The sequence below is a fragment of the Chryseobacterium sp. DT-167 genome (assembly GCF_058310155.1).
Genome location: NZ_JBZEEQ010000011.1, coordinates 79,643 through 96,790, shown reverse-complemented (window position 1 = coordinate 96,790; position 17,148 = coordinate 79,643). Strand labels below are relative to the sequence as shown.

General features: G+C 34.3%; 18 protein-coding genes and 1 tRNA gene. 14 read left to right on the top strand and 5 right to left on the bottom strand.

Annotated elements, in window-relative coordinates:
* Positions 1–41 precede the first annotated feature (41 nt).
* Complete coding sequence (locus AC4FQ5_RS14840) at positions 42–380, top strand: hypothetical protein (protein ID WP_491144533.1); 339 nt, start codon at positions 42–44, stop codon at positions 378–380.
* 25 nt (positions 381–405) lie between these two features.
* On the opposite strand, the gene AC4FQ5_RS14835 is transcribed toward AC4FQ5_RS14840, so the two are convergent.
* Positions 406–2,211, bottom strand: a complete 1,806-nt coding sequence (locus tag AC4FQ5_RS14835; RefSeq protein ID WP_491144531.1) for a metallophosphoesterase — start codon at positions 2,209–2,211, stop codon at positions 406–408.
* A gap of 496 nt (positions 2,212–2,707) precedes the next feature.
* On the opposite strand from AC4FQ5_RS14835, the gene AC4FQ5_RS14830 reads away from it, so the two are divergent.
* Positions 2,708–3,157, top strand: coding sequence for a hypothetical protein (locus tag AC4FQ5_RS14830; protein WP_491144529.1), 450 nt, complete (start codon positions 2,708–2,710; stop codon positions 3,155–3,157).
* A gap of 470 nt (positions 3,158–3,627) precedes the next feature.
* Here AC4FQ5_RS14830 and AC4FQ5_RS14825 read toward each other — a convergent pair.
* Together AC4FQ5_RS14825 and mce are read right to left on the bottom strand one after the other, a co-directional pair.
* Positions 3,628–3,701 (bottom strand) — tRNA-Ile (locus AC4FQ5_RS14825).
* Positions 3,702–3,764: 63 nt separating this feature from the next.
* Positions 3,765–4,163, bottom strand: a complete 399-nt coding sequence (mce, locus tag AC4FQ5_RS14820) for a methylmalonyl-CoA epimerase (RefSeq protein ID WP_491144528.1) — start codon at positions 4,161–4,163, stop codon at positions 3,765–3,767.
* 133 nt (positions 4,164–4,296) lie between these two features.
* Here mce and rbfA point away from each other — a divergent pair, with 133 nt between their 5' ends.
* The 7 genes from rbfA (at position 4,297) to AC4FQ5_RS14785 (ending at position 12,067) form a co-directional block, all read left to right on the top strand.
* The gene (gene rbfA, locus AC4FQ5_RS14815; RefSeq protein WP_491144658.1) at positions 4,297–4,656 is read left to right on the top strand and encodes a 30S ribosome-binding factor RbfA; all 360 of its coding nucleotides are present in this window, start codon (positions 4,297–4,299) and stop codon (positions 4,654–4,656) included.
* Positions 4,657–4,661: 5 nt separating this feature from the next.
* Positions 4,662–5,867 (top strand): ABC transporter permease, encoded by a 1,206-nt coding sequence (locus tag AC4FQ5_RS14810; RefSeq protein ID WP_491144526.1) that lies wholly within the window; start codon positions 4,662–4,664, stop codon positions 5,865–5,867.
* Between the two features lie 49 nt (positions 5,868–5,916).
* On the top strand, positions 5,917–7,692 hold the full coding sequence (locus tag AC4FQ5_RS14805; protein WP_491144525.1) for an endonuclease: 1,776 nt from the start codon (positions 5,917–5,919) through the stop codon (positions 7,690–7,692).
* A 58-nt stretch (positions 7,693–7,750) separates the two neighbouring features.
* Complete coding sequence (locus AC4FQ5_RS14800) at positions 7,751–8,488, top strand: shikimate dehydrogenase family protein (RefSeq protein ID WP_491144523.1); 738 nt, start codon at positions 7,751–7,753, stop codon at positions 8,486–8,488.
* Positions 8,489–8,559: 71 nt separating this feature from the next.
* Entirely contained in the window at positions 8,560–10,365 is a 1,806-nt protein-coding gene (locus AC4FQ5_RS14795) for a DUF349 domain-containing protein (RefSeq protein WP_491144521.1), read from the top strand.
* A 59-nt stretch (positions 10,366–10,424) separates the two neighbouring features.
* Positions 10,425–11,444 carry a bifunctional diaminohydroxyphosphoribosylaminopyrimidine deaminase/5-amino-6-(5-phosphoribosylamino)uracil reductase RibD gene (ribD, locus tag AC4FQ5_RS14790; RefSeq protein WP_491144520.1) on the top strand — a complete coding sequence of 340 codons (1,020 nt, stop codon included), beginning with the start codon at positions 10,425–10,427 and terminating at the stop codon, positions 11,442–11,444.
* Between the two features lie 17 nt (positions 11,445–11,461).
* Positions 11,462–12,067: an IMPACT family protein gene (locus AC4FQ5_RS14785; protein ID WP_491144518.1), complete on the top strand. Its 606-nt coding sequence runs from the start codon at positions 11,462–11,464 to the stop codon at positions 12,065–12,067.
* 12 nt (positions 12,068–12,079) lie between these two features.
* Here the strand turns inward: AC4FQ5_RS14785 and AC4FQ5_RS14780 are convergent, their stop codons facing one another.
* Positions 12,080–13,204, bottom strand: coding sequence for a hypothetical protein (locus AC4FQ5_RS14780; protein ID WP_491144516.1), 1,125 nt, complete (start codon positions 13,202–13,204; stop codon positions 12,080–12,082).
* Between the two features lie 136 nt (positions 13,205–13,340).
* The gene (locus AC4FQ5_RS14775) at positions 13,341–14,030 is read right to left on the bottom strand and encodes a zinc metallopeptidase (protein WP_491144514.1); all 690 of its coding nucleotides are present in this window, start codon (positions 14,028–14,030) and stop codon (positions 13,341–13,343) included.
* A 107-nt stretch (positions 14,031–14,137) separates the two neighbouring features.
* On the opposite strand from AC4FQ5_RS14775, the gene AC4FQ5_RS14770 reads away from it, so the two are divergent.
* The 5 genes from AC4FQ5_RS14770 (at position 14,138) to AC4FQ5_RS14750 (ending at position 17,096) form a co-directional block, all read left to right on the top strand.
* On the top strand, positions 14,138–15,262 hold the full coding sequence (locus AC4FQ5_RS14770) for a GTP cyclohydrolase (protein WP_491144512.1): 1,125 nt from the start codon (positions 14,138–14,140) through the stop codon (positions 15,260–15,262).
* Position 15,263: 1 nt separating this feature from the next.
* Positions 15,264–15,440 (top strand): hypothetical protein, encoded by a 177-nt coding sequence (locus AC4FQ5_RS14765; RefSeq protein ID WP_491144510.1) that lies wholly within the window; start codon positions 15,264–15,266, stop codon positions 15,438–15,440.
* Positions 15,441–15,561: 121 nt separating this feature from the next.
* Positions 15,562–15,933: an NADH-quinone oxidoreductase subunit A gene (locus AC4FQ5_RS14760; RefSeq protein WP_263004757.1), complete on the top strand. Its 372-nt coding sequence runs from the start codon at positions 15,562–15,564 to the stop codon at positions 15,931–15,933.
* Between the two features lie 102 nt (positions 15,934–16,035).
* Positions 16,036–16,605: an NADH-quinone oxidoreductase subunit B gene (locus tag AC4FQ5_RS14755; RefSeq protein WP_491144508.1), complete on the top strand. Its 570-nt coding sequence runs from the start codon at positions 16,036–16,038 to the stop codon at positions 16,603–16,605.
* Entirely contained in the window at positions 16,602–17,096 is a 495-nt protein-coding gene (locus AC4FQ5_RS14750) for an NADH-quinone oxidoreductase subunit C (protein ID WP_491144506.1), read from the top strand. Before AC4FQ5_RS14755 ends, AC4FQ5_RS14750 begins: the two co-directional genes overlap by 4 nt.
* The last annotated feature ends 52 nt before the right edge of the window (positions 17,097–17,148 follow it).

Here is a 17,148-nt window from a genome sequence, read left to right as displayed (position 1 = left end):
AAAAGTAATTTTCATACCTTCGTTTTCGCAAATAATCATCGATGAAACTACTTATACAATTTATTGCACTGTTCTGCTGTCAATTTATTTTTGCTCAAGGCTTTGAATATACCTCTGAGCAAAAATTAAAACAAGATTCGACAAATTCTCGTTTTTATAACTCAGAAAAAAAACTTTTAGATTCTACTTCGATAGCAGATAAAACAAAGGGAATTGAAAATAAAAAAAAATCTTCTGATACAGAAAAATCTATTGTGACACAAAATATTGATATCATTAAGGAAATCAATGCTGTGTTAAATTATAAGATTAACCGAATTTGGCGAAGAGATTTATACTGTCTGGTTTGCGAAAATTTTGATACAGGAAGGGTTGCGTAAATTATGATTTGCCAAAATTTTATAATTACTTTAATTTTAAAATTTCACCTCTTTCAAAATCAATTCTAAAATGATCTGCAGGCTCTCCGGAAGAAAGCGTATTCAAAATTTTGAAAAATAATTTTAATTGTAAGAGAAACTCATCTTTTGTAGTTAAATTTTTGAAATTATCATTCAGTATTTTAAACTGTGAAAGTCTTTCTTTTGGAATGTCTTTTTTTGCCAGTTCGTCTGCAGACTGCAATTGATAAAGATTCAACAAAGCATCTTCAAAATTCCACTTATTGAATTTCACTGAATTTATTTTAATTGAATTTTTATTATCAACACTTAAATAAAGTAAATCTTCACCGGAAAGTTTTCCTGCTTTTTCGATAAAATTTTTTGACCAGTCGGATGGAATAAACCTCAGTCTCACCAATTCTTTTAAATGAAAGAGAGTAAAATCACGATATGTTCTGCTTTTTAAAATATCTGCCTTCCATATCTCATTTCCTCCTTTATTTCTTAAGACTTCATATTCTTTCTGATATAACGGAAAAAGCTCGTTGAAACGCGGAACCTTATTTACGGGAATTGTTTGCACTTCGAAATCAGTCTGCGAACTGACCTTCAGAATTTTATATCCCGGAAGATAGGCTGCCAACGAAGGAACCTGAATATTGACCATCATTTTTCCATTTTCAAATTTCCTTACTCCGGTGTCGTTGATATGCATGTGTCCGGCAAAATGCAGTCTTAAGCCCACATCCGCAAAAACCTCAGCGACCTTATCAGTTGGTAGCCTGTCTAGTTGCCATTTATTTTTTCCGAGTAAATTTTTAATATCATCAGAGGCATTATCATTAAAATCGAGCATTGGATAATGGGTAAAAGCAACCAGAACTTTATTGTTTTTCTCTGCTTCCTGTGAAATTTTCTTTACCCAATCGATAAGATGTTTTTTGCCTGATAAGACGTTGTTGTACCCAACAGATGCTCCGTGAAAATTGCCCGGATCTTTTGGATTTCCGTTTTCATCTTTGGGCAGATAGGTGTTTCCGTCAATTGCCAAAAGCCAGATTCCATCTATTGGTTCTACGACATAACTGAGATCAGGAACTTTAAATCCCGGTCTTACCTCATACATTCTTTCAGCATATTCAGATTTTTTTAAAGCATTTCCGAATGTATAGTTCTGATAAGAAACAGTATCAAACGGAGTCTGCCAAAACAGGTCTTTCTCAGACGGCGTAAAACCAAAATTTTTCAGTTCATCCAATATTTCGAGATAACCCGACATGGCGATATCTTTGGTTATAATGGTTTGCTGGTTTTTATTTTTCACCAACTTCTGGTCGCTGAAAATATTAACAGGACTTCCCCCTTCTCCTAAAAAATCATCTTTTCCGCCTTGTTTTAAAAACGGACTTACAGGATCGTGATTTCCTGTGGTGATGAAAAATCTGATTTCGTATTTTTTTTGATATTCATCCAGAATTCTTTTTAATCCACGAAGATTATAGGCTTGCCCGTCATCAGTGTAGTCACCGGGAAGCGCTACGATCTTAATTCCTCTTTTTGCGATATCATCCAAAGCTGCCAGAAATGCAAAATAGTTTTCGTTAAATATTCTTGTAGAATGCAACTGAGAATCCATTGTTCTTAAAAGTGTTTTCTTTTTTGTTTTTGGATTTTCCACACCTTTGAAAGCGTTGTCCGAAAAATCTCCGTACAAATCCTGAAAATGAATGTCCGCCAAAAAAGCAACCTCTACAGGTTTTTGTTGTGCATTTAGGTTAATCGAAGAAATTATGAAAAGAAGAAAGCAATATGTATAAGAATTTATCAAAATAGAAATTTTAGTGCTGAAAGATATATTTTCATTATCAACTGAATGTTGCTGTAAGTTTATATTTATTTTAAGTTTGCCATTGTGATTTAAGTTTAAAAAGAACAAGCCATCGCCTTTTCAGAATTTTCTGTATTAAGGATTATATTAAAAACACTTATTAATTAATCAAATTATAAAAATCCTTTTTTAAATATTGACATAAAGCTGATCTCTTATGCTCTATTTTTTTACGTAAAAACACGTATCAAACAATTTAATACAGAAAGTTTATTTATTTAAAATAGTTACACATAACTAGTTATCAGTACGATTACCATATTAATAATTGTAAAAATTTATGAATATTTACATCATAACTAAATATTACTCAAAATATTATTGCAGATTACAATTAACATTTTTATCTTTGACAATACCAAATCATTAAGATTTAAACAATCCGTAATAACACGGAAAATCAATAAACCATTACAAAATACTAATAGTAGAAAAAATGAAGGTTTCTAATTGTACCATTGCAAAAATAACAGCGTATAGTCTTCTGACTATGATGACGGTCATGTTACTTTGTGTAGTAGTTGTCAATCAAACTCTTTTAAACAGTTTATTTTTTGCTGTAATTATTGTATTGAGTATCCTATTGACAAAAATCAGAATCGTCACGTATGAGTTTTCAGGAGGATGTGTAACGATCCGAAAAATACACCCTTTTAGTTTTAAGAAATTTACATCTCCGACAGTAGAATTTCCACAAAACTATATTCATGATTACAATGTAAATTATCATATGGTTTCAGGATCTTTGATATTAAAAGTGAGATCTAAAAGAAATAAAAAGTATGCAGTGAAAATCAAACTTTTCGGATTTACTTATGCCCAAAGGCAAAAGATATCATCATCACTGGTTTCTATTGTATCTCAAAATAATTTTGATCCCATATAATAATATACTAAAATAACATTTAAAAAATCTTATTTTAGGCATAATAATTGCAAAATATTTTTCCGAATAAAGACAACCAAATCATCATTATATTCTTTGAAAAATCCCCATAGTTTTATTGTAAACTGGGGATTTTGTTTTTTTTAGGTTATCTTCCACTGTCCCTCTAGTCACAATCTTGAAACCGCTTAGCAATATAAATCAGACTTACACAACCATGGAGAACTACTTTCTTCAAAATGTAATGTTAAATCAGGTTCTGTATCCTCCCTACTCTCTTCCTTAAGGTTAAAAAGCTCAAATGATTTAACAAATTTTGATTTTGATTTTTGCAACTCCTTCTGAGGTAAGAGAATCTTCAATTTTTTGGAAAATAGAATTTTATCAGTCAAAATCAAATGTTTCACTTACATTTCACACAGCAAAAACAAAAAAGCACCTACATTTCTGTAAGTGCTTGATTTAAAAAGTGGTCCCACCTGGGCTCGAACCAGGGACCACCTGATTATGAGTCAGGTGCTCTAACCAACTGAGCTATAGGACCTCAAAATTTGGTTAAATTTTGTGATTGCAAAAATAGCAAAATTTCTTTCACTACAAAACTTTTTTATTGTTTTTCTTGACAAAGTTCTACCAAGACACCATTGGTAGATTTGGGATGGAGAAAGACAACTAATTTGTTATCAGCACCTTCTTTCGGTTCTTCAGAAATAAATTGAAAACCCTCTTTTTTTAATCTGTCAACTTCCTGCAGAATATTTTCTACACCAAAAGCCAAATGATGAATTCCTTCGCCTTTTTTTTCGATGAATTTAGCAATCGGGCTTTCGGGATTATTGGCTTCCAGCAATTCTATTTTACTTTCACCTGTTCCGTAAAAAGATGTAGTAACCCCTTCCCTTTCGACTGTTTCATTTTTATATGATTTCTTTCCCAATAGTTTTTCAAAAAGCTGATCAGAAGCTCCCAAACTTTTTACAGCAATACCGATATGCTCTAATTTCATATGTAGATTTATTATTTAAAAGTCAACTTAAGACAATTTACCAATGCTTAAAATATAGTTCATATTGCAATTTTGATTCAGAAACCAAATTTCAATGAGCAATTCAAACAAAAATAGTAAATTTGCAGAACTTATGGAAAGCAATAGACAAAGAAAAGTAGCACAGATTATACAGGAAGATTTCGCAGAACTTTTCCGCAAACAGTCAGCAGAAAGCAAACAGAGTTTTTTAGTATCTGTTTCTGATGTCAAAATTTCACCGGATTTAGGCGTTGCCAAAGTGTATCTTAGTATTTTTCCACAGGAATTCAGGGTTTCAATCATGAAAGAGATCGAGGAAAATAAGGCACAGTATAGAAATTTTCTTGGTCAGAAAATGGCGAAGCAGGTACGGGTGATCCCTCATCTGAATTTCTACCTCGATACCGCTCTTGATGACGTAGAAAAGATCGAAAAAGAACTTAGAGGTGAAGGCGACAATCCTGTATTGTAGAAGATTTGAAAAACATTGCATTTTACATAGCATCACGATACCTTTTATCTAAAAAAGGCAGCACTGCCGTCACTTTCATTACGTGGTTGGCAGTTGGGGCTATGACGGTGGCTGTCGCTGCAATGTTTGTCATCATCTCCGTTTTTTCCGGTCTTGAGGTTTTCAATCAGAATCTTATATCTAATCTTCATGCCGATTTAACAATAAAAAGCAGTTCTGGTAAAACCATTACTGATCTGAAGAAAACCAATAGTATTTTAAAAAACAATAAAGATATTCTTCATTTTTCAAGAGTCATCGAAGAGAAAGTTTATGTGAACTATAACGGAAAAGGTGATATTGCATATTTAAGAGGTGTTGATTCTGCCTATACCAAGGTCAATCCTATCGATACTGCCATTTTTTATGGAAAATATCCCAGTTTTCAGTATTCCAATGAGGTGATCATGGAAAACTCTCTGGACAACAGACTTTCTATCCCTGTCGATACCATACAAGATTTTGCAACGGTTTTCATGCCTAAATCAGGAACCGGTATCATCAACAAGGAAGAAGATATTTATAACAAGAAAAACATCATGGTGACCGGTGTTTTTCCGGGAAATGACCAGCTGAACAATTATATCATTGCACCAATTGAATTATCTGAAGAATTATTACAGCTTCCCGGAAATTCAGCTTACCAAATTGTTATTAAACTTAAAAACCCTGAAAACGCAGACCAGGTAAAAAAAGATTTGCTCAAGTCTCTTGGAAAAAATGTTGAAATAAAAACAAAGCAGGAAGAGAATGCCGCATTCTGGAAAATGATCAATACAGAAAAGCTTTTTATCTATCTTATTTTTGCATTGGTTATTTTTATTACCACTTTTAATCTCGCAGGTGCTATTATTATCTTACAGCTTGATAAAAAAGAGCAGGCAAAATCTTTGATCTCATTAGGATTTCCATTAAGTCACCTTAGAAAAACTTATTTTTACACAGGGATTTTAATTGTAGTTTCCGGCGTTATTTCAGGTTTGATACTGGGAAGTGCACTCTGTCTTTTTCAACAGTACACAGAATTTTTCAAAGCTGTCGAAAATGTACCCTTCCCTGTAAGAATCGTCGCAGAAAACTATCTCATTGTAGCAGCAACGGCGTCACTATTCGGAATCTCTATTTCGTGGTTTTTCTCTAAAATCAGCAAAGATTACATTACCAAAAGTTAATATAAAAAGGTTAATTTTTTTCGTAAATTTGCCTTCCAATTTAAAAAAAATGAAGCGAATTTTATATTCTTTATTACTAAACCTTGTATTCATCAGCGCTTTTGCGCAGGCTCCAAGTGGATACTATAGCTCTGCAACCGGAACCGGAGCAGCACTTAAAACTCAGCTTAAAAATATTATAACCACAGGACACAATCCAGGCTCTTACGGTGGTCTGTGGATAGCTTACCAAACAACAGATATTGACAATTTTTACGAAAACGACGGTTCAGTTTTAGATATTTACTCAGAAAACCCTACAGGTACAGATCCTTATACTTACAGTGTAGGTAGTGCCAATCAGTGTGGAAATTACAACAGCGAAGCAGATTGTTACAATCGTGAGCATATTATTCCTCAAAGTTTATTCAACGAAGCCTCACCAATGGTATCTGATATTCATTTCATCCGTGCTACGGACGGCTATGTAAATAACATGAGAGGCAGTTTTCCTTTCGGAACAGTAGGAGTTACCAATTACATTTCAAATAATGGTTCCAAAAGAGGAAGCTCTGTATCTCCAGGATATACAGGAACTGTATTTGAGCCTATCAACGAATTCAAGGGCGATGTGGCGAGAATGATTTTTTATTTTGTTACAAGATATGAAACACAGCTTTCTAGTTTTAGTTCAGGAGATATGCTTGGCAACTCTGCTTATCCAGGGTTACAGCAATGGCAGCTTGATCAGTTGCTTGCATGGCATGCGTTAGATCCTGTATCTGCTGTAGAAATTGCAAGAAACAACGCATCATACACTTATCAGGGAAACAGAAATCCATATATTGACAACCCACAATATGTTAATTTAGTTTGGGGAACACCAACTACCGACACTCAGGCCCCGACCGCCCCAACTAATTTGGCTGCAAACAATCCAACTTCAAACTCCATATCATTGAGTTGGACAGCTTCTACTGATAATATAGGGATTACAGGATATGCAATCTACGTCAACGGAGTATTACATTCTACAGTGACAGGAACTACAGCAACCATTCAGGGATTAAATCCTTTAACAACCTACAGCTTCTACATCATTGCAAAAGATGCTGCCGGAAACTCTTCTTCTCAAAGTAATACTGCTTCAGCAACTACATTGGCAGGACAACCGGGAGGCGGATCTTGCGGAACTGAAGATTTTTCAAATATGCCTGCAAATGCTTCAAATTACACTACCAGAACCTGGACATCGAATGGGATTAACTGGATAGCAACTGATGCACGAACCGATCAAGAGATCAACGGAAGGGCAATTACCATTCAAAACGGAAGTCTTACCAGCTCATCAATTTCGGGAGGTATTCAGAGTTTAACTGTTACCACACTTCGTAAATTCAACGGCAGTTCAACTACTCTGAACCTACAAATCAACGGAGTGACGGTCGGAACAGTACCTTATGGTGATACTGCCGTTACAACAACAATTAACAATCTTAATATTTCAGGAAATATAACAATCTCACTTATCAACCCTGTGTCATCCAACAGAGTTGCAATTGATGATCTTTCGTGGACGTGTTACAATGCTTTAAGCACAAACGAAACTATAAAAGAAAAATCATTCAGCATTTACCCTAATCCGGTAAAAAACAATGAATTATTTGTAAAAGGTGAAAACTTAAGCAAAATTCTAAAAGCTGACATCTATGATCTATCAGGAAAACTGATTCAAAGCATTGCCAATCCTTTCAAAAATTCCAACAAAATCAACCTTCACAGAATCACGAAAGGAATTTACATCCTGAGAACTGACCATACTTCTACAAAATTCATTGTAGATTAAAAAAAATATAATTTAACTTAAAGACCGATTTTTTCGGTCTTTTTTTTATTTTTGATTTATGGATTCAAAAAAAAAACTAGGTCTTATCGGGAGAAATATTTCCTATTCCTTTTCCAAGAAATTCTTTGAAGAAAAGTTTCAGAAACTGATGCTTGATCAACTTTCGTATAGTATTTTTGATCTTCAGGAAATAAATGAAGTTAAAGATCTATTCCAAGATCCTGATCTTTTAGGCTTTAATGTAACTATTCCTTATAAAGAAAAAATCATTGATTATCTGGATGAACTCAGCGATGAAGCTCAAGAAATCGGTGCAGTCAACTGTGTCTTAATAGAAAACGGTAAAAAAACCGGATACAATACAGATGCTTTTGGCTTTGAGAAAACTTTAAAAATCCATAGAAAACCTCACCAGAATTCTGCCCTGATTTTAGGAAACGGAGGGGCAGCAAAAGCGGTAGAATATGTTTTAAATAAAAATGGAATTTCAACTCAGACTGTCTCAAGAAAATCAGAACTCAATTTTAAAAATCTTGATAAAGAAACCGTACAGAATCACCACATCATTGTGCAGTGTACTCCTTTGGGTACCTTTCCGAATACAGAAGATTGCCTGGAATTTCCTTTTGACGGACTTTCAAAAGATCATTTGGTAATTGATCTGATTTACAACCCGAATTACACCAAATTTATCATTAATTCTGCAGAAAAAGGAGCAAAAACAGTCAACGGATATTACATGCTTGAGCAGCAGGCAGAAAAAGCCTGGGAAATTTGGAATTTTAAAAAAAAATAACATAAATTAGTACTTTATTTGGCTTTTCGCTATATTTAAAGAATAAACGCCACTCACATAAAAGATTTGCTATGACTACAGAAAACAATCTTTCTGAAAACGAAGAAAACAAAATTTCTACCGAGACATCTCCACAGGAAGCACCGGAAAATACAGCTCCCGAAGAACAGAGTATTCAGGAAGAGGAAACGGAACATGCCGAAGACCTTGCACATGAAGATATCTCTCTGAATGATGCTCTCAAAGAAATGGAAACTATTATCAATTCTAAAAACGCAGGTGAGAATTTCAAAAGATTCAATGTGTTGAAAGAAAGAGCAAATCACGCCATTCACGATGAAATCGAAGACAAAAAGCACGAATATACCGATGCAGGAAATGCCCCTGAAAATTTCAGCTATGAGCATCCTGCACAATCGAAACTTTCTGCACTGATCCATATTTATAAAGAAAAGCATGATGAGTTCCAAAAAGGTCAGGAAGAAGAACAGAAAAAAAATCTTGATCACCGTCAGGAACTGATTGACAGACTGAAAAATTTATACACCAATTCTGAACCTGGAACCAATCTCTTCAAATCAATTCGTGAGATCAAAGAAGAGTGGTCAAAAGCCGGACAAGTTGCAAAATCTGAATTTAAAATTCTTAATAATAATTATTTCCATCATTTGAATCAGTTTTATCAGATGCTGGATCTGAATAAAGAGTTTCTTGAGCAGGAATACAGCCACAATCTTGAGAAGAGACAACACATTATTGCCCGTGCAAAAGAACTTGAAAATGAACCTGTTGTACAAAAAGCTTTAAACGAGCTACAATATCTTCACAAGCTTTGGAAAGAAGAAGCTGAGCCGGTTGCAGAAGAATTCCGTGAGAAAACATGGGATGAATTTAAAGAAATCTCTAATAAAATTCACGAAAGAAAATCTGAGCTTTCTGCAGCAATTGAAACAGAGCAAAACGCCAATCTTGAAAAGAAAAATGAGATCATCGCTGAGATCAAAAAATTATCTGAGCCGAAAGACACTCCAAATCATAACTACTGGCAAAACTCGATCAAACGGGTGGAAGAACTTCGTTCTGAATTCCTAAAAACAGGAAGTGTACCAAGAAAATTATCCAACAACAACTGGAATGATTTTAAATCGACACTCAGAAGTTTTAATACTACAAAAAACAATTATTATAAATCATTGAAAGGCTCTCAACAGGAGAATCTGGATGAAAAATTAAAACTGATCCAGACCGCAAAAGACAATATGCTTTCTGAAGACTGGGAAATTGCGGTTGCGCTTTTCAAAAAACTTCAGGAAGACTGGAAAAAAATCGGTCACGTTCCGAAAAGCATGACCAATAAGATCTGGGACGAATTCCGTGAAGCCTGTAATACATTCTTTAATAATTACAGAGAAAAAAGCAATGCTTCTACCGACAACTGGAAAGAAAATTATAAGCTTAAAAAAGAAATTCTTGAAGAGCTTAAAACAATTTCTGACGAAGAAGGAAGCATTGAAAAAATTGAAAACATCAAAACTTCGTGGAATAATATCGGAAAAGTTCCGAGAGATAAAATCGGGATCAATTCTGAGTTTAATAAGACTTTAAGAGAAAAATTAAAGCTTAATAAAATCAACGAACTTGAACTTAAGGAAGAAGGTTTATCCGAAAACCAACTGACCGATAAAGCAAGAAAGATTAAAAACCAGATTACTGATCTTGAAGCCGAAATTGTAAAACTGGAAAACAACTTAGCATTCTTTAAAAATCCGTCGAGAGAAAATCTTATGCTAAGAGATACTTACAATACGATTGATGATAAGAAAGCTCATCTGGAAACTTTGAAGCAGAATCTTCACAATATCATCTCCGGAGAATAAATATTTAATACAATTTATAACGGCGAAGCAAAGAAATTTGTCTTCGCTTTTTTAATGATATGCAGGACGAAATTTACATCAAAAGATGCATTGAACTGGCTAAAAAAGCTTTGGGAAACACTTACCCAAATCCTTTAGTTGGAAGTGTAATTGTGCACAATGGTAAAATCATCGGTGAAGGTTATCATCATAAAGCGGGTGAACATCATGCAGAAATCAACGCAATCAATTCAGTAGAAGATAAAAGTCTGATTCCTGAATCCACCATTTATGTTTCGTTGGAACCATGTGCTCATTTTGGAAAAACTCCGCCTTGCGCTTTGAAAATCGTTGAATTAGGATTTAAAAAAGTCGTGATCGGTGCTATGGATTCTCATGATAAAGTCAACGGAAAAGGAAAAAAAATCATTCAGGACGCAGGAATTGAAGTCGTATCCGGAATTCTGGAAAAAGAATGTATTGATTTAAATAAAAGATTTTTCACATATCATGAGAAAAAACGACCTTTTATTGTTTTGAAGTGGGCGCAATCAGGTGATGGATTTATGGATAAAGATTTCAAACCGACACAGATCAGCAATTCTTTAACGAAACAATTTGTGCACGAATTACGAAATAACGAACACGCAATTCTTATTGGAACAATGACTGCACTTCGTGACAACCCTAGTCTTACCACCAGAGAAATGACCGGAAGAAATCCTGTCAGAATCCTGATTGACATCGATCTGAAAGTTCCTGCAGATTACAATATTTATAATGATGAGGCAGAAACTCTTGTTTTTAATTCCGTGAAAAATTCTGACGAAGGAAATATCAGATTCATCAAAACCGAAAGAGAAAATTTCATTGAAAAACTGATCAGAAAATTATACGAATTACAGATTCAATCGGTCATTATAGAAGGTGGAAGTTTGGTTTTACAACAATTTATTGATGCAAATCTCTGGGATGAAACAATTGTCATTAAAAATGAGCGTCTGATCATTGAAAACGGAACGAAAGCTCCAAGATTTCAACATGCGCCATTTGAAGTCAAACAATTCAGAGATAATGTAATGGAATTTCATAAAATTTAGATTAGAAGCTGAGCCCAATGCTGCACGAATATAAGACCATTGAAAAGCCCGTTGAAAATACACTTCTCAAAGAAAAAGGAAGTAAGTTTATCGGATTTGCATTCCCTGTCAATAATGAAAGTGAGCTGAAGAGTGCTTTGGAGAAAGTAAAATCAGAACACCCAAAAGCGACTCATCATTGCTATGCTTTCAGAATGGGGCTCAACGGAGAAAATTACCGCGCCAACGATGACGGAGAACCTTCCGGAAGCGCAGGTTTACCAATCTACAATCAACTTTTAGCCAATGAGATCACCAATGTTCTGGTCATTAGTGTAAGATATTATGGAGGAACAAAACTGGGAGTTTCCGGTTTGGTAAAAGCGTATAAAGAATCTGCCAAAATTACTCTGGAAGAAGCAGAAATCATCACCAAAGAACTGGAAACGGAAATTGAAATTCAGTTTAACTTTAATCAGCAAAATATCATTTTTACGCTTTTATCAAAGTTTGACGCAAAAGTCCTGAACTTTGATGCTCTTGAAAACTGTATTCTGACTGCTTTACTGAAAACTGCACAAAAAGAAAATATCTCAGAAAAATTATCTGAAATGCAAAATGTGAAATATAAATTTATAGAATAAAAAGCTATATATCTATAATTCTATAGTTTTCCTGGTTTCTGTATTGTGCAGAAAAATTTTAACATTTTTATTGCCATATTTTTTCTTCATTTCTATCCCTATTTTTTGATACACCTCAAGGTCCGGAAATGGAGCTGATTTGATTTCCGACATTGCCCAATTTTGCAAATTCAGATAAGGCTTGTCTTTGCATAATTTACCATCTACAGGTTGCAGATAAGGTTTCAATTCATAATTGTCATTGTTGACACAGATATACATTTGATATCCTTTGCCCGAATACAGATTAAATGAAAAATACTGATACCAATTTCCAAAAAAACTAAATATTGGCATGATAAACCATAAAATAAGCCAGTAAGAATTATTCAAAATCATTTTACTATCTGTTTTCTCTACCGGTAAAGCATACAGGAGAAACAGAATAACGATTAAAGTAAGATTCCAAAACCAAATTACCGAATTATAGTTTAAACCAAAAGGTCCGATTAGAATTAAAATGCAGATATGCATTATAATTAAAAAGAAACTTATTTTCCTTTTAGATTTTGAAACAAGTAGTAAAATCGCCAATAACACTTCAGTTACAGGAATCAGTAATCCTGCAAAAAAGAGTTTGAATTTTAAAATAAATTCTAATGACAGACCAAAAAAACCTTTCAGAATATCATCCATCCAGAAAGAAGACAGAAAGTTCCGATTCAATTTATGAAGACCACTAAACAAGTACATTGCCACTAACAATAAGTGAAAAAGAAAAATGATATTTTTAGGTCTTGAAAAATTAATGATCACGACCGCAAGCATACACAAGTACATATATTCCCAAGGTTGCCATCTTACTGTATCTAATGAGCAACTCAGAAATTCAAATAAAAAAAGAGAAATCAACAGTAATCTGTTTACTCTAAGAAATACGATCAACAATAGATTTAAAAGAGATAGCCCAAATATAATTAAATGTAAAGAATCCGGAATGTATTTTAAAAAATCAAACGGAGGAATTACAGGATAAATTCTTTCTGAAATCCATGTCTTATAACTCCATATTTTTGTAATCAACCAGAAAAGAGCAATAACTTTGATCAAATATTTAATCTGTTGATTTCCTGAAACTAAAACTTTTTTCTGATACATTCAAAAATTATTTGATATAATTAACAAAAATATCAAATTTCATTTAAAATTGATTGTAAAATTTTGAATGAAACAAAAAAAACATCCCAGAAAACTTTCTGAGATGCAATATATTTTTGATTTTTAAGATTAAATTCTAATCTCTGCGACCACCCATTAAAAGTGATGCAAAGTAAAGAAGTTGAGCCAGAGAGCCGATTGCAGCTACAAGATAAGTTCTTGCCGCCCAGGTAAGACTGTCTTTTACGCCAACAAATTCTTCTGATGTTACCGTTCCTGTATCTTTCAACCACTTCATCGCTCTGTTGCTCGCATCATATTCTACCGGAAGTGTTATAAATGCAAAAAGTGTTGTTAATGCAAACATGATAACGCCTATCAGGAGAAGGATTTTATTTCCGCTTGCCGCCATCAGAATGATACCTCCAATAAGCACAAACTGCATCAAATTTGAACTGATGCTTACCACCGGAACCAATTTTGATCTTAGCTGCAACATCGAATATCCAACGGCGTGCTGCACCGCATGTCCGCATTCATGAGCTGCAACTGCCGCCGCTGCTGCATTTCTCTGCATATATACACCTTCCGAAAGGTTCACTGTTTTATCTGCTGGATTATAATGGTCTGTCAATTGTCCGGGAACCGATATCACCTGTACATCATTAATTCCGTTATCTCTCAACATTTTTTCTGCCACTTCTTTTCCTGAAAGTCCATTTCTAAGATGTACGTTGGAGTAATACTCAAATTTAGATTTCAATCTTGAGGAAACCAGCCAGCTTACCAGCATTGAAATTCCTATAATAAGATAATAACCTGTCATTTTTTCTGAAATTTTAAATATAATAATTCTATTAAGGGATGTAATAATTGTGCCAAAGTATTAACAATTATTAATTATATTTGTGGTAGAAATTACCCTAAAATACTATGTCAGAAGTTTCAATTCTTGAAGTAAAATCACCTAACGAATTAAAACAATTTGTGAAATTCCCGATGGATCTGTACAAAAACAATCCTTATTTTGTTCCCTCATTTATAAAAGACGAAATAAACGTGTGGAATCCTCAGGAAAACCCTGCCCTGCAATATTCTGAAGCAAAGCAGTTTCTGGCATGGAAAAACAATAAATTAGTCGGGAGAATTGCGGTAATGATCAATCATAAAGAAGAAAAAGAACTTGGCATCAGAAAAGTACGATTCGGATGGATTGATTTTATTGATGATCAGGAAGTTTCAAAAGCATTAATTGACACTGTAATCAATTATGCCAAAGAACACAAAATCGACAATATTGAAGGACCGATGGGATTCACCAATCTTGATAAAGCAGGAATGCTGACATTCGGGTTTGAAAAGATCGCTACAATGATCGGAATTTACAACCATGAATATTACCCAAAGCACATTGAAAATCTTGGACTTGTAAAAGAAAAAGAATGGGTGGAATTTGAAATGAATTTTCCAAAAGTTCTTCCTCCAAAAGTTGAAAAGTTCAGTAAGTTGATTGCCGAAAAATATAATCTGCGGGTTTTAGATTTCAAAAACAAAGAAGAGATTTTACCTTATGTAAAACCTATGTTTAAATTGCTTGACGAGACCTACAAACATCTTTCAACTTACACGCCTATTTCCGAAGAACAGATCAAAACCTATAAAGAAAAGTTTTTCCCGATGATTGCAAAGAACTACGTCATTTGCGTGGTTGACGAGCACGACGAGTTGGTTTCTTTTGCCGTAACCATGCCTTCTTACTCCAAAGCTTTGCAGAAAGCCAAAGGAAAACTTTTCCCTTTTGGATGGTGGCATTTTTTACAGGCTCAGAAGAAAAATGACCGTGCCAATTTTTATTTAATCGGAATTCATCCTGAATATCAGAGACGTGGTGTAACCGCTATTATTTTTAAAGAAATTTTCGTGCGTTTCAATAATATGGGTATCGATTTCGCAGAAACCAACCCGGAACTGGAAGAAAACAAAAGCGTACAGGTTCTTTGGCAGGATTACAATCCTGTGAATCACAAAAGAAGAAGAACATATTCATTAAAGTTTTAGCATGAAAGTACATCTGATATTTTTTGCTGTTTTGATAGCAGGTTTCATCACTTACAATGTATTTTTTAAAGCTGACGACGACCGGCAGAATACCATCATCAATATACTTTACGCAAGTATACTTTTCGGATATATTGCCTTCATGGCGTTTGCTTTGCTTAAAAAAATGAAGAAATAAGCGCTATTTTTATTGATTCTAAATTATCGGTTTTTCTCAATTTCATCATACTTTTAAGTTGATTAATTTCATGCTTTATTGTTTATTGCCTAAATTTGCAACTTGAGATAATAATGTAAAAATGAATTTACCCGAAAGTTATATTCCAATACTCATACAAGCCGGTGTAGCCATTGGTTTCGTTGCCATTTCTTTGCTTGGTGCTCATTTTTTGGGTCCGCAGCAGAAAAAAGGGAATTCTGTAAAGAACTCAAGCTGGGAATGTGGTATTCCTGTTGAAGGCAATGCAAGAACTCCATTCTCTATTAAATATTTCTTAACAGCAGTACTTTTTGTGCTGTTTGATATCGAAATCGTATTTTTTTATCCTTATGCTGTAAATTTCAGAGAATTTGGTCTTGAAGGCTTTTTCGCAGTTCTGATGTTTGTAGCCATTTTCTTTCTTGCATTTTTCTATGTCTGGAAGCGTGGAGCATTAGACTGGGATAAATAAATTCATTATAATTTTAAATAAGAGATTTAGATAAACGTAATTAAATCAAAGCTAACATTGGCAGCGATTTATCATCTAAATTAAAATCTTAAAATCAAAAAAATGTCAGATCAAAAACCAATTATAAGAACAGATGCACCGGCTCCCGAAGGATTTGAAGGAGAAGGTTTTTTCGCAACAAAACTGAGCAGTGTGATCGGGATGGCAAGAAAGTTTTCACTTTGGCCTTTGCCTTTTGCAACCTCTTGTTGTGGTATCGAATTCATGGCGACCTTAAACCCAACCTATGATGCTTCACGTTTTGGTATGGAAAGAAACTCTTTTTCACCAAGACAGGCAGATATGCTGATGGTTTGCGGAACGATTTCTAAAAAGTTAGGACCTGTTTTAAAAGAAGTATACACTCAAATGGCTGAGCCAAAATGGGTGGTAGCTGTCGGAGCATGTGCTTCAAGCGGGGGTATTTTTGATACCTATTCAGTTCTACAGGGGATTGACAAAATTATTCCGGTAGACGTGTATGTTCCCGGATGCCCGCCAAGACCGGAGCAGATCATTGAAGGGGTAATGCAGGTTCAGGCTTTGGCAGAAAGCGAAAGCATCAGAAGAAGAGATACTCCGGAATATCAGCATTTACTAGATTCTTACAATATTAGCAACGAGGGAAAATGACAAACGAATTTGTATTAGAAGCAATAACGAGAGAATTCCCGGAAACTGTAATTTCCAGTTCAGAACCTTACGGAATGCTGACGATTGAAGTTAAAAAAGAAGATCTCAAAAAGGTAGTTCATTATCTGAAAGACTCTACTTTAGAAATAAATTTCCTTACCGATGTTTGTGGAATCCATTATCCTGAATTTCCTGATAAAGAAATTGGTGTAGTGTATCATTTACAAAATATGATGACCAACTTCAGATTGCGTCTGAAGATTTTTATGCCGAGAGAAAATATCGAGGTAGATTCTCTGACTGAATTGTACGCAGGAGCCAACTGGATGGAAAGAGAAACTTTTGATTTCTATGGAATTAAATTTAAAGGTCATCCGGATCTAAGACCTATTTTAAATATGGAAGATCTCGGATACCATCCTATGTTGAAAGAATATCGCCTTGAAGACGGTACAAGAACCGACAAGGACGATGCAATGTTCGGAAGATAATATAGCCAATGGCAGATGGCAGTTAGCCAATAGCCAGAAGCAAATAGCTAAA

Coding starts and splice junctions, on each gene's coding strand:
- AC4FQ5_RS14760 (WP_263004757.1), top strand. CDS start 15,562: ATGAATTTACCCGAAAGTTATATTCCAATACTCATACAAGCCGGTGTA.
- AC4FQ5_RS14755 (WP_491144508.1), top strand. CDS start 16,036: ATGTCAGATCAAAAACCAATTATAAGAACAGATGCACCGGCTCCCGAA.
- AC4FQ5_RS14750 (WP_491144506.1), top strand. CDS start 16,602: ATGACAAACGAATTTGTATTAGAAGCAATAACGAGAGAATTCCCGGAA.
- AC4FQ5_RS14840 (WP_491144533.1), top strand. CDS start 42: ATGAAACTACTTATACAATTTATTGCACTGTTCTGCTGTCAATTTATT.
- AC4FQ5_RS14800 (WP_491144523.1), top strand. CDS start 7,751: ATGGATTCAAAAAAAAAACTAGGTCTTATCGGGAGAAATATTTCCTAT.
- AC4FQ5_RS14770 (WP_491144512.1), top strand. CDS start 14,138: ATGTCAGAAGTTTCAATTCTTGAAGTAAAATCACCTAACGAATTAAAA.
- rbfA (WP_491144658.1), top strand. CDS start 4,297: ATGGAAAGCAATAGACAAAGAAAAGTAGCACAGATTATACAGGAAGAT.
- ribD (WP_491144520.1), top strand. CDS start 10,425: ATGCAGGACGAAATTTACATCAAAAGATGCATTGAACTGGCTAAAAAA.
- AC4FQ5_RS14785 (WP_491144518.1), top strand. CDS start 11,462: ATGCTGCACGAATATAAGACCATTGAAAAGCCCGTTGAAAATACACTT.
- AC4FQ5_RS14805 (WP_491144525.1), top strand. CDS start 5,917: ATGAAGCGAATTTTATATTCTTTATTACTAAACCTTGTATTCATCAGC.
- mce (WP_491144528.1), bottom strand. CDS start 4,163: ATGAAATTAGAGCATATCGGTATTGCTGTAAAAAGTTTGGGAGCTTCT.
- AC4FQ5_RS14780 (WP_491144516.1), bottom strand. CDS start 13,204: ATGTATCAGAAAAAAGTTTTAGTTTCAGGAAATCAACAGATTAAATAT.
- AC4FQ5_RS14775 (WP_491144514.1), bottom strand. CDS start 14,030: ATGACAGGTTATTATCTTATTATAGGAATTTCAATGCTGGTAAGCTGG.
- AC4FQ5_RS14795 (WP_491144521.1), top strand. CDS start 8,560: ATGACTACAGAAAACAATCTTTCTGAAAACGAAGAAAACAAAATTTCT.
- AC4FQ5_RS14765 (WP_491144510.1), top strand. CDS start 15,264: ATGAAAGTACATCTGATATTTTTTGCTGTTTTGATAGCAGGTTTCATC.
- AC4FQ5_RS14830 (WP_491144529.1), top strand. CDS start 2,708: ATGAAGGTTTCTAATTGTACCATTGCAAAAATAACAGCGTATAGTCTT.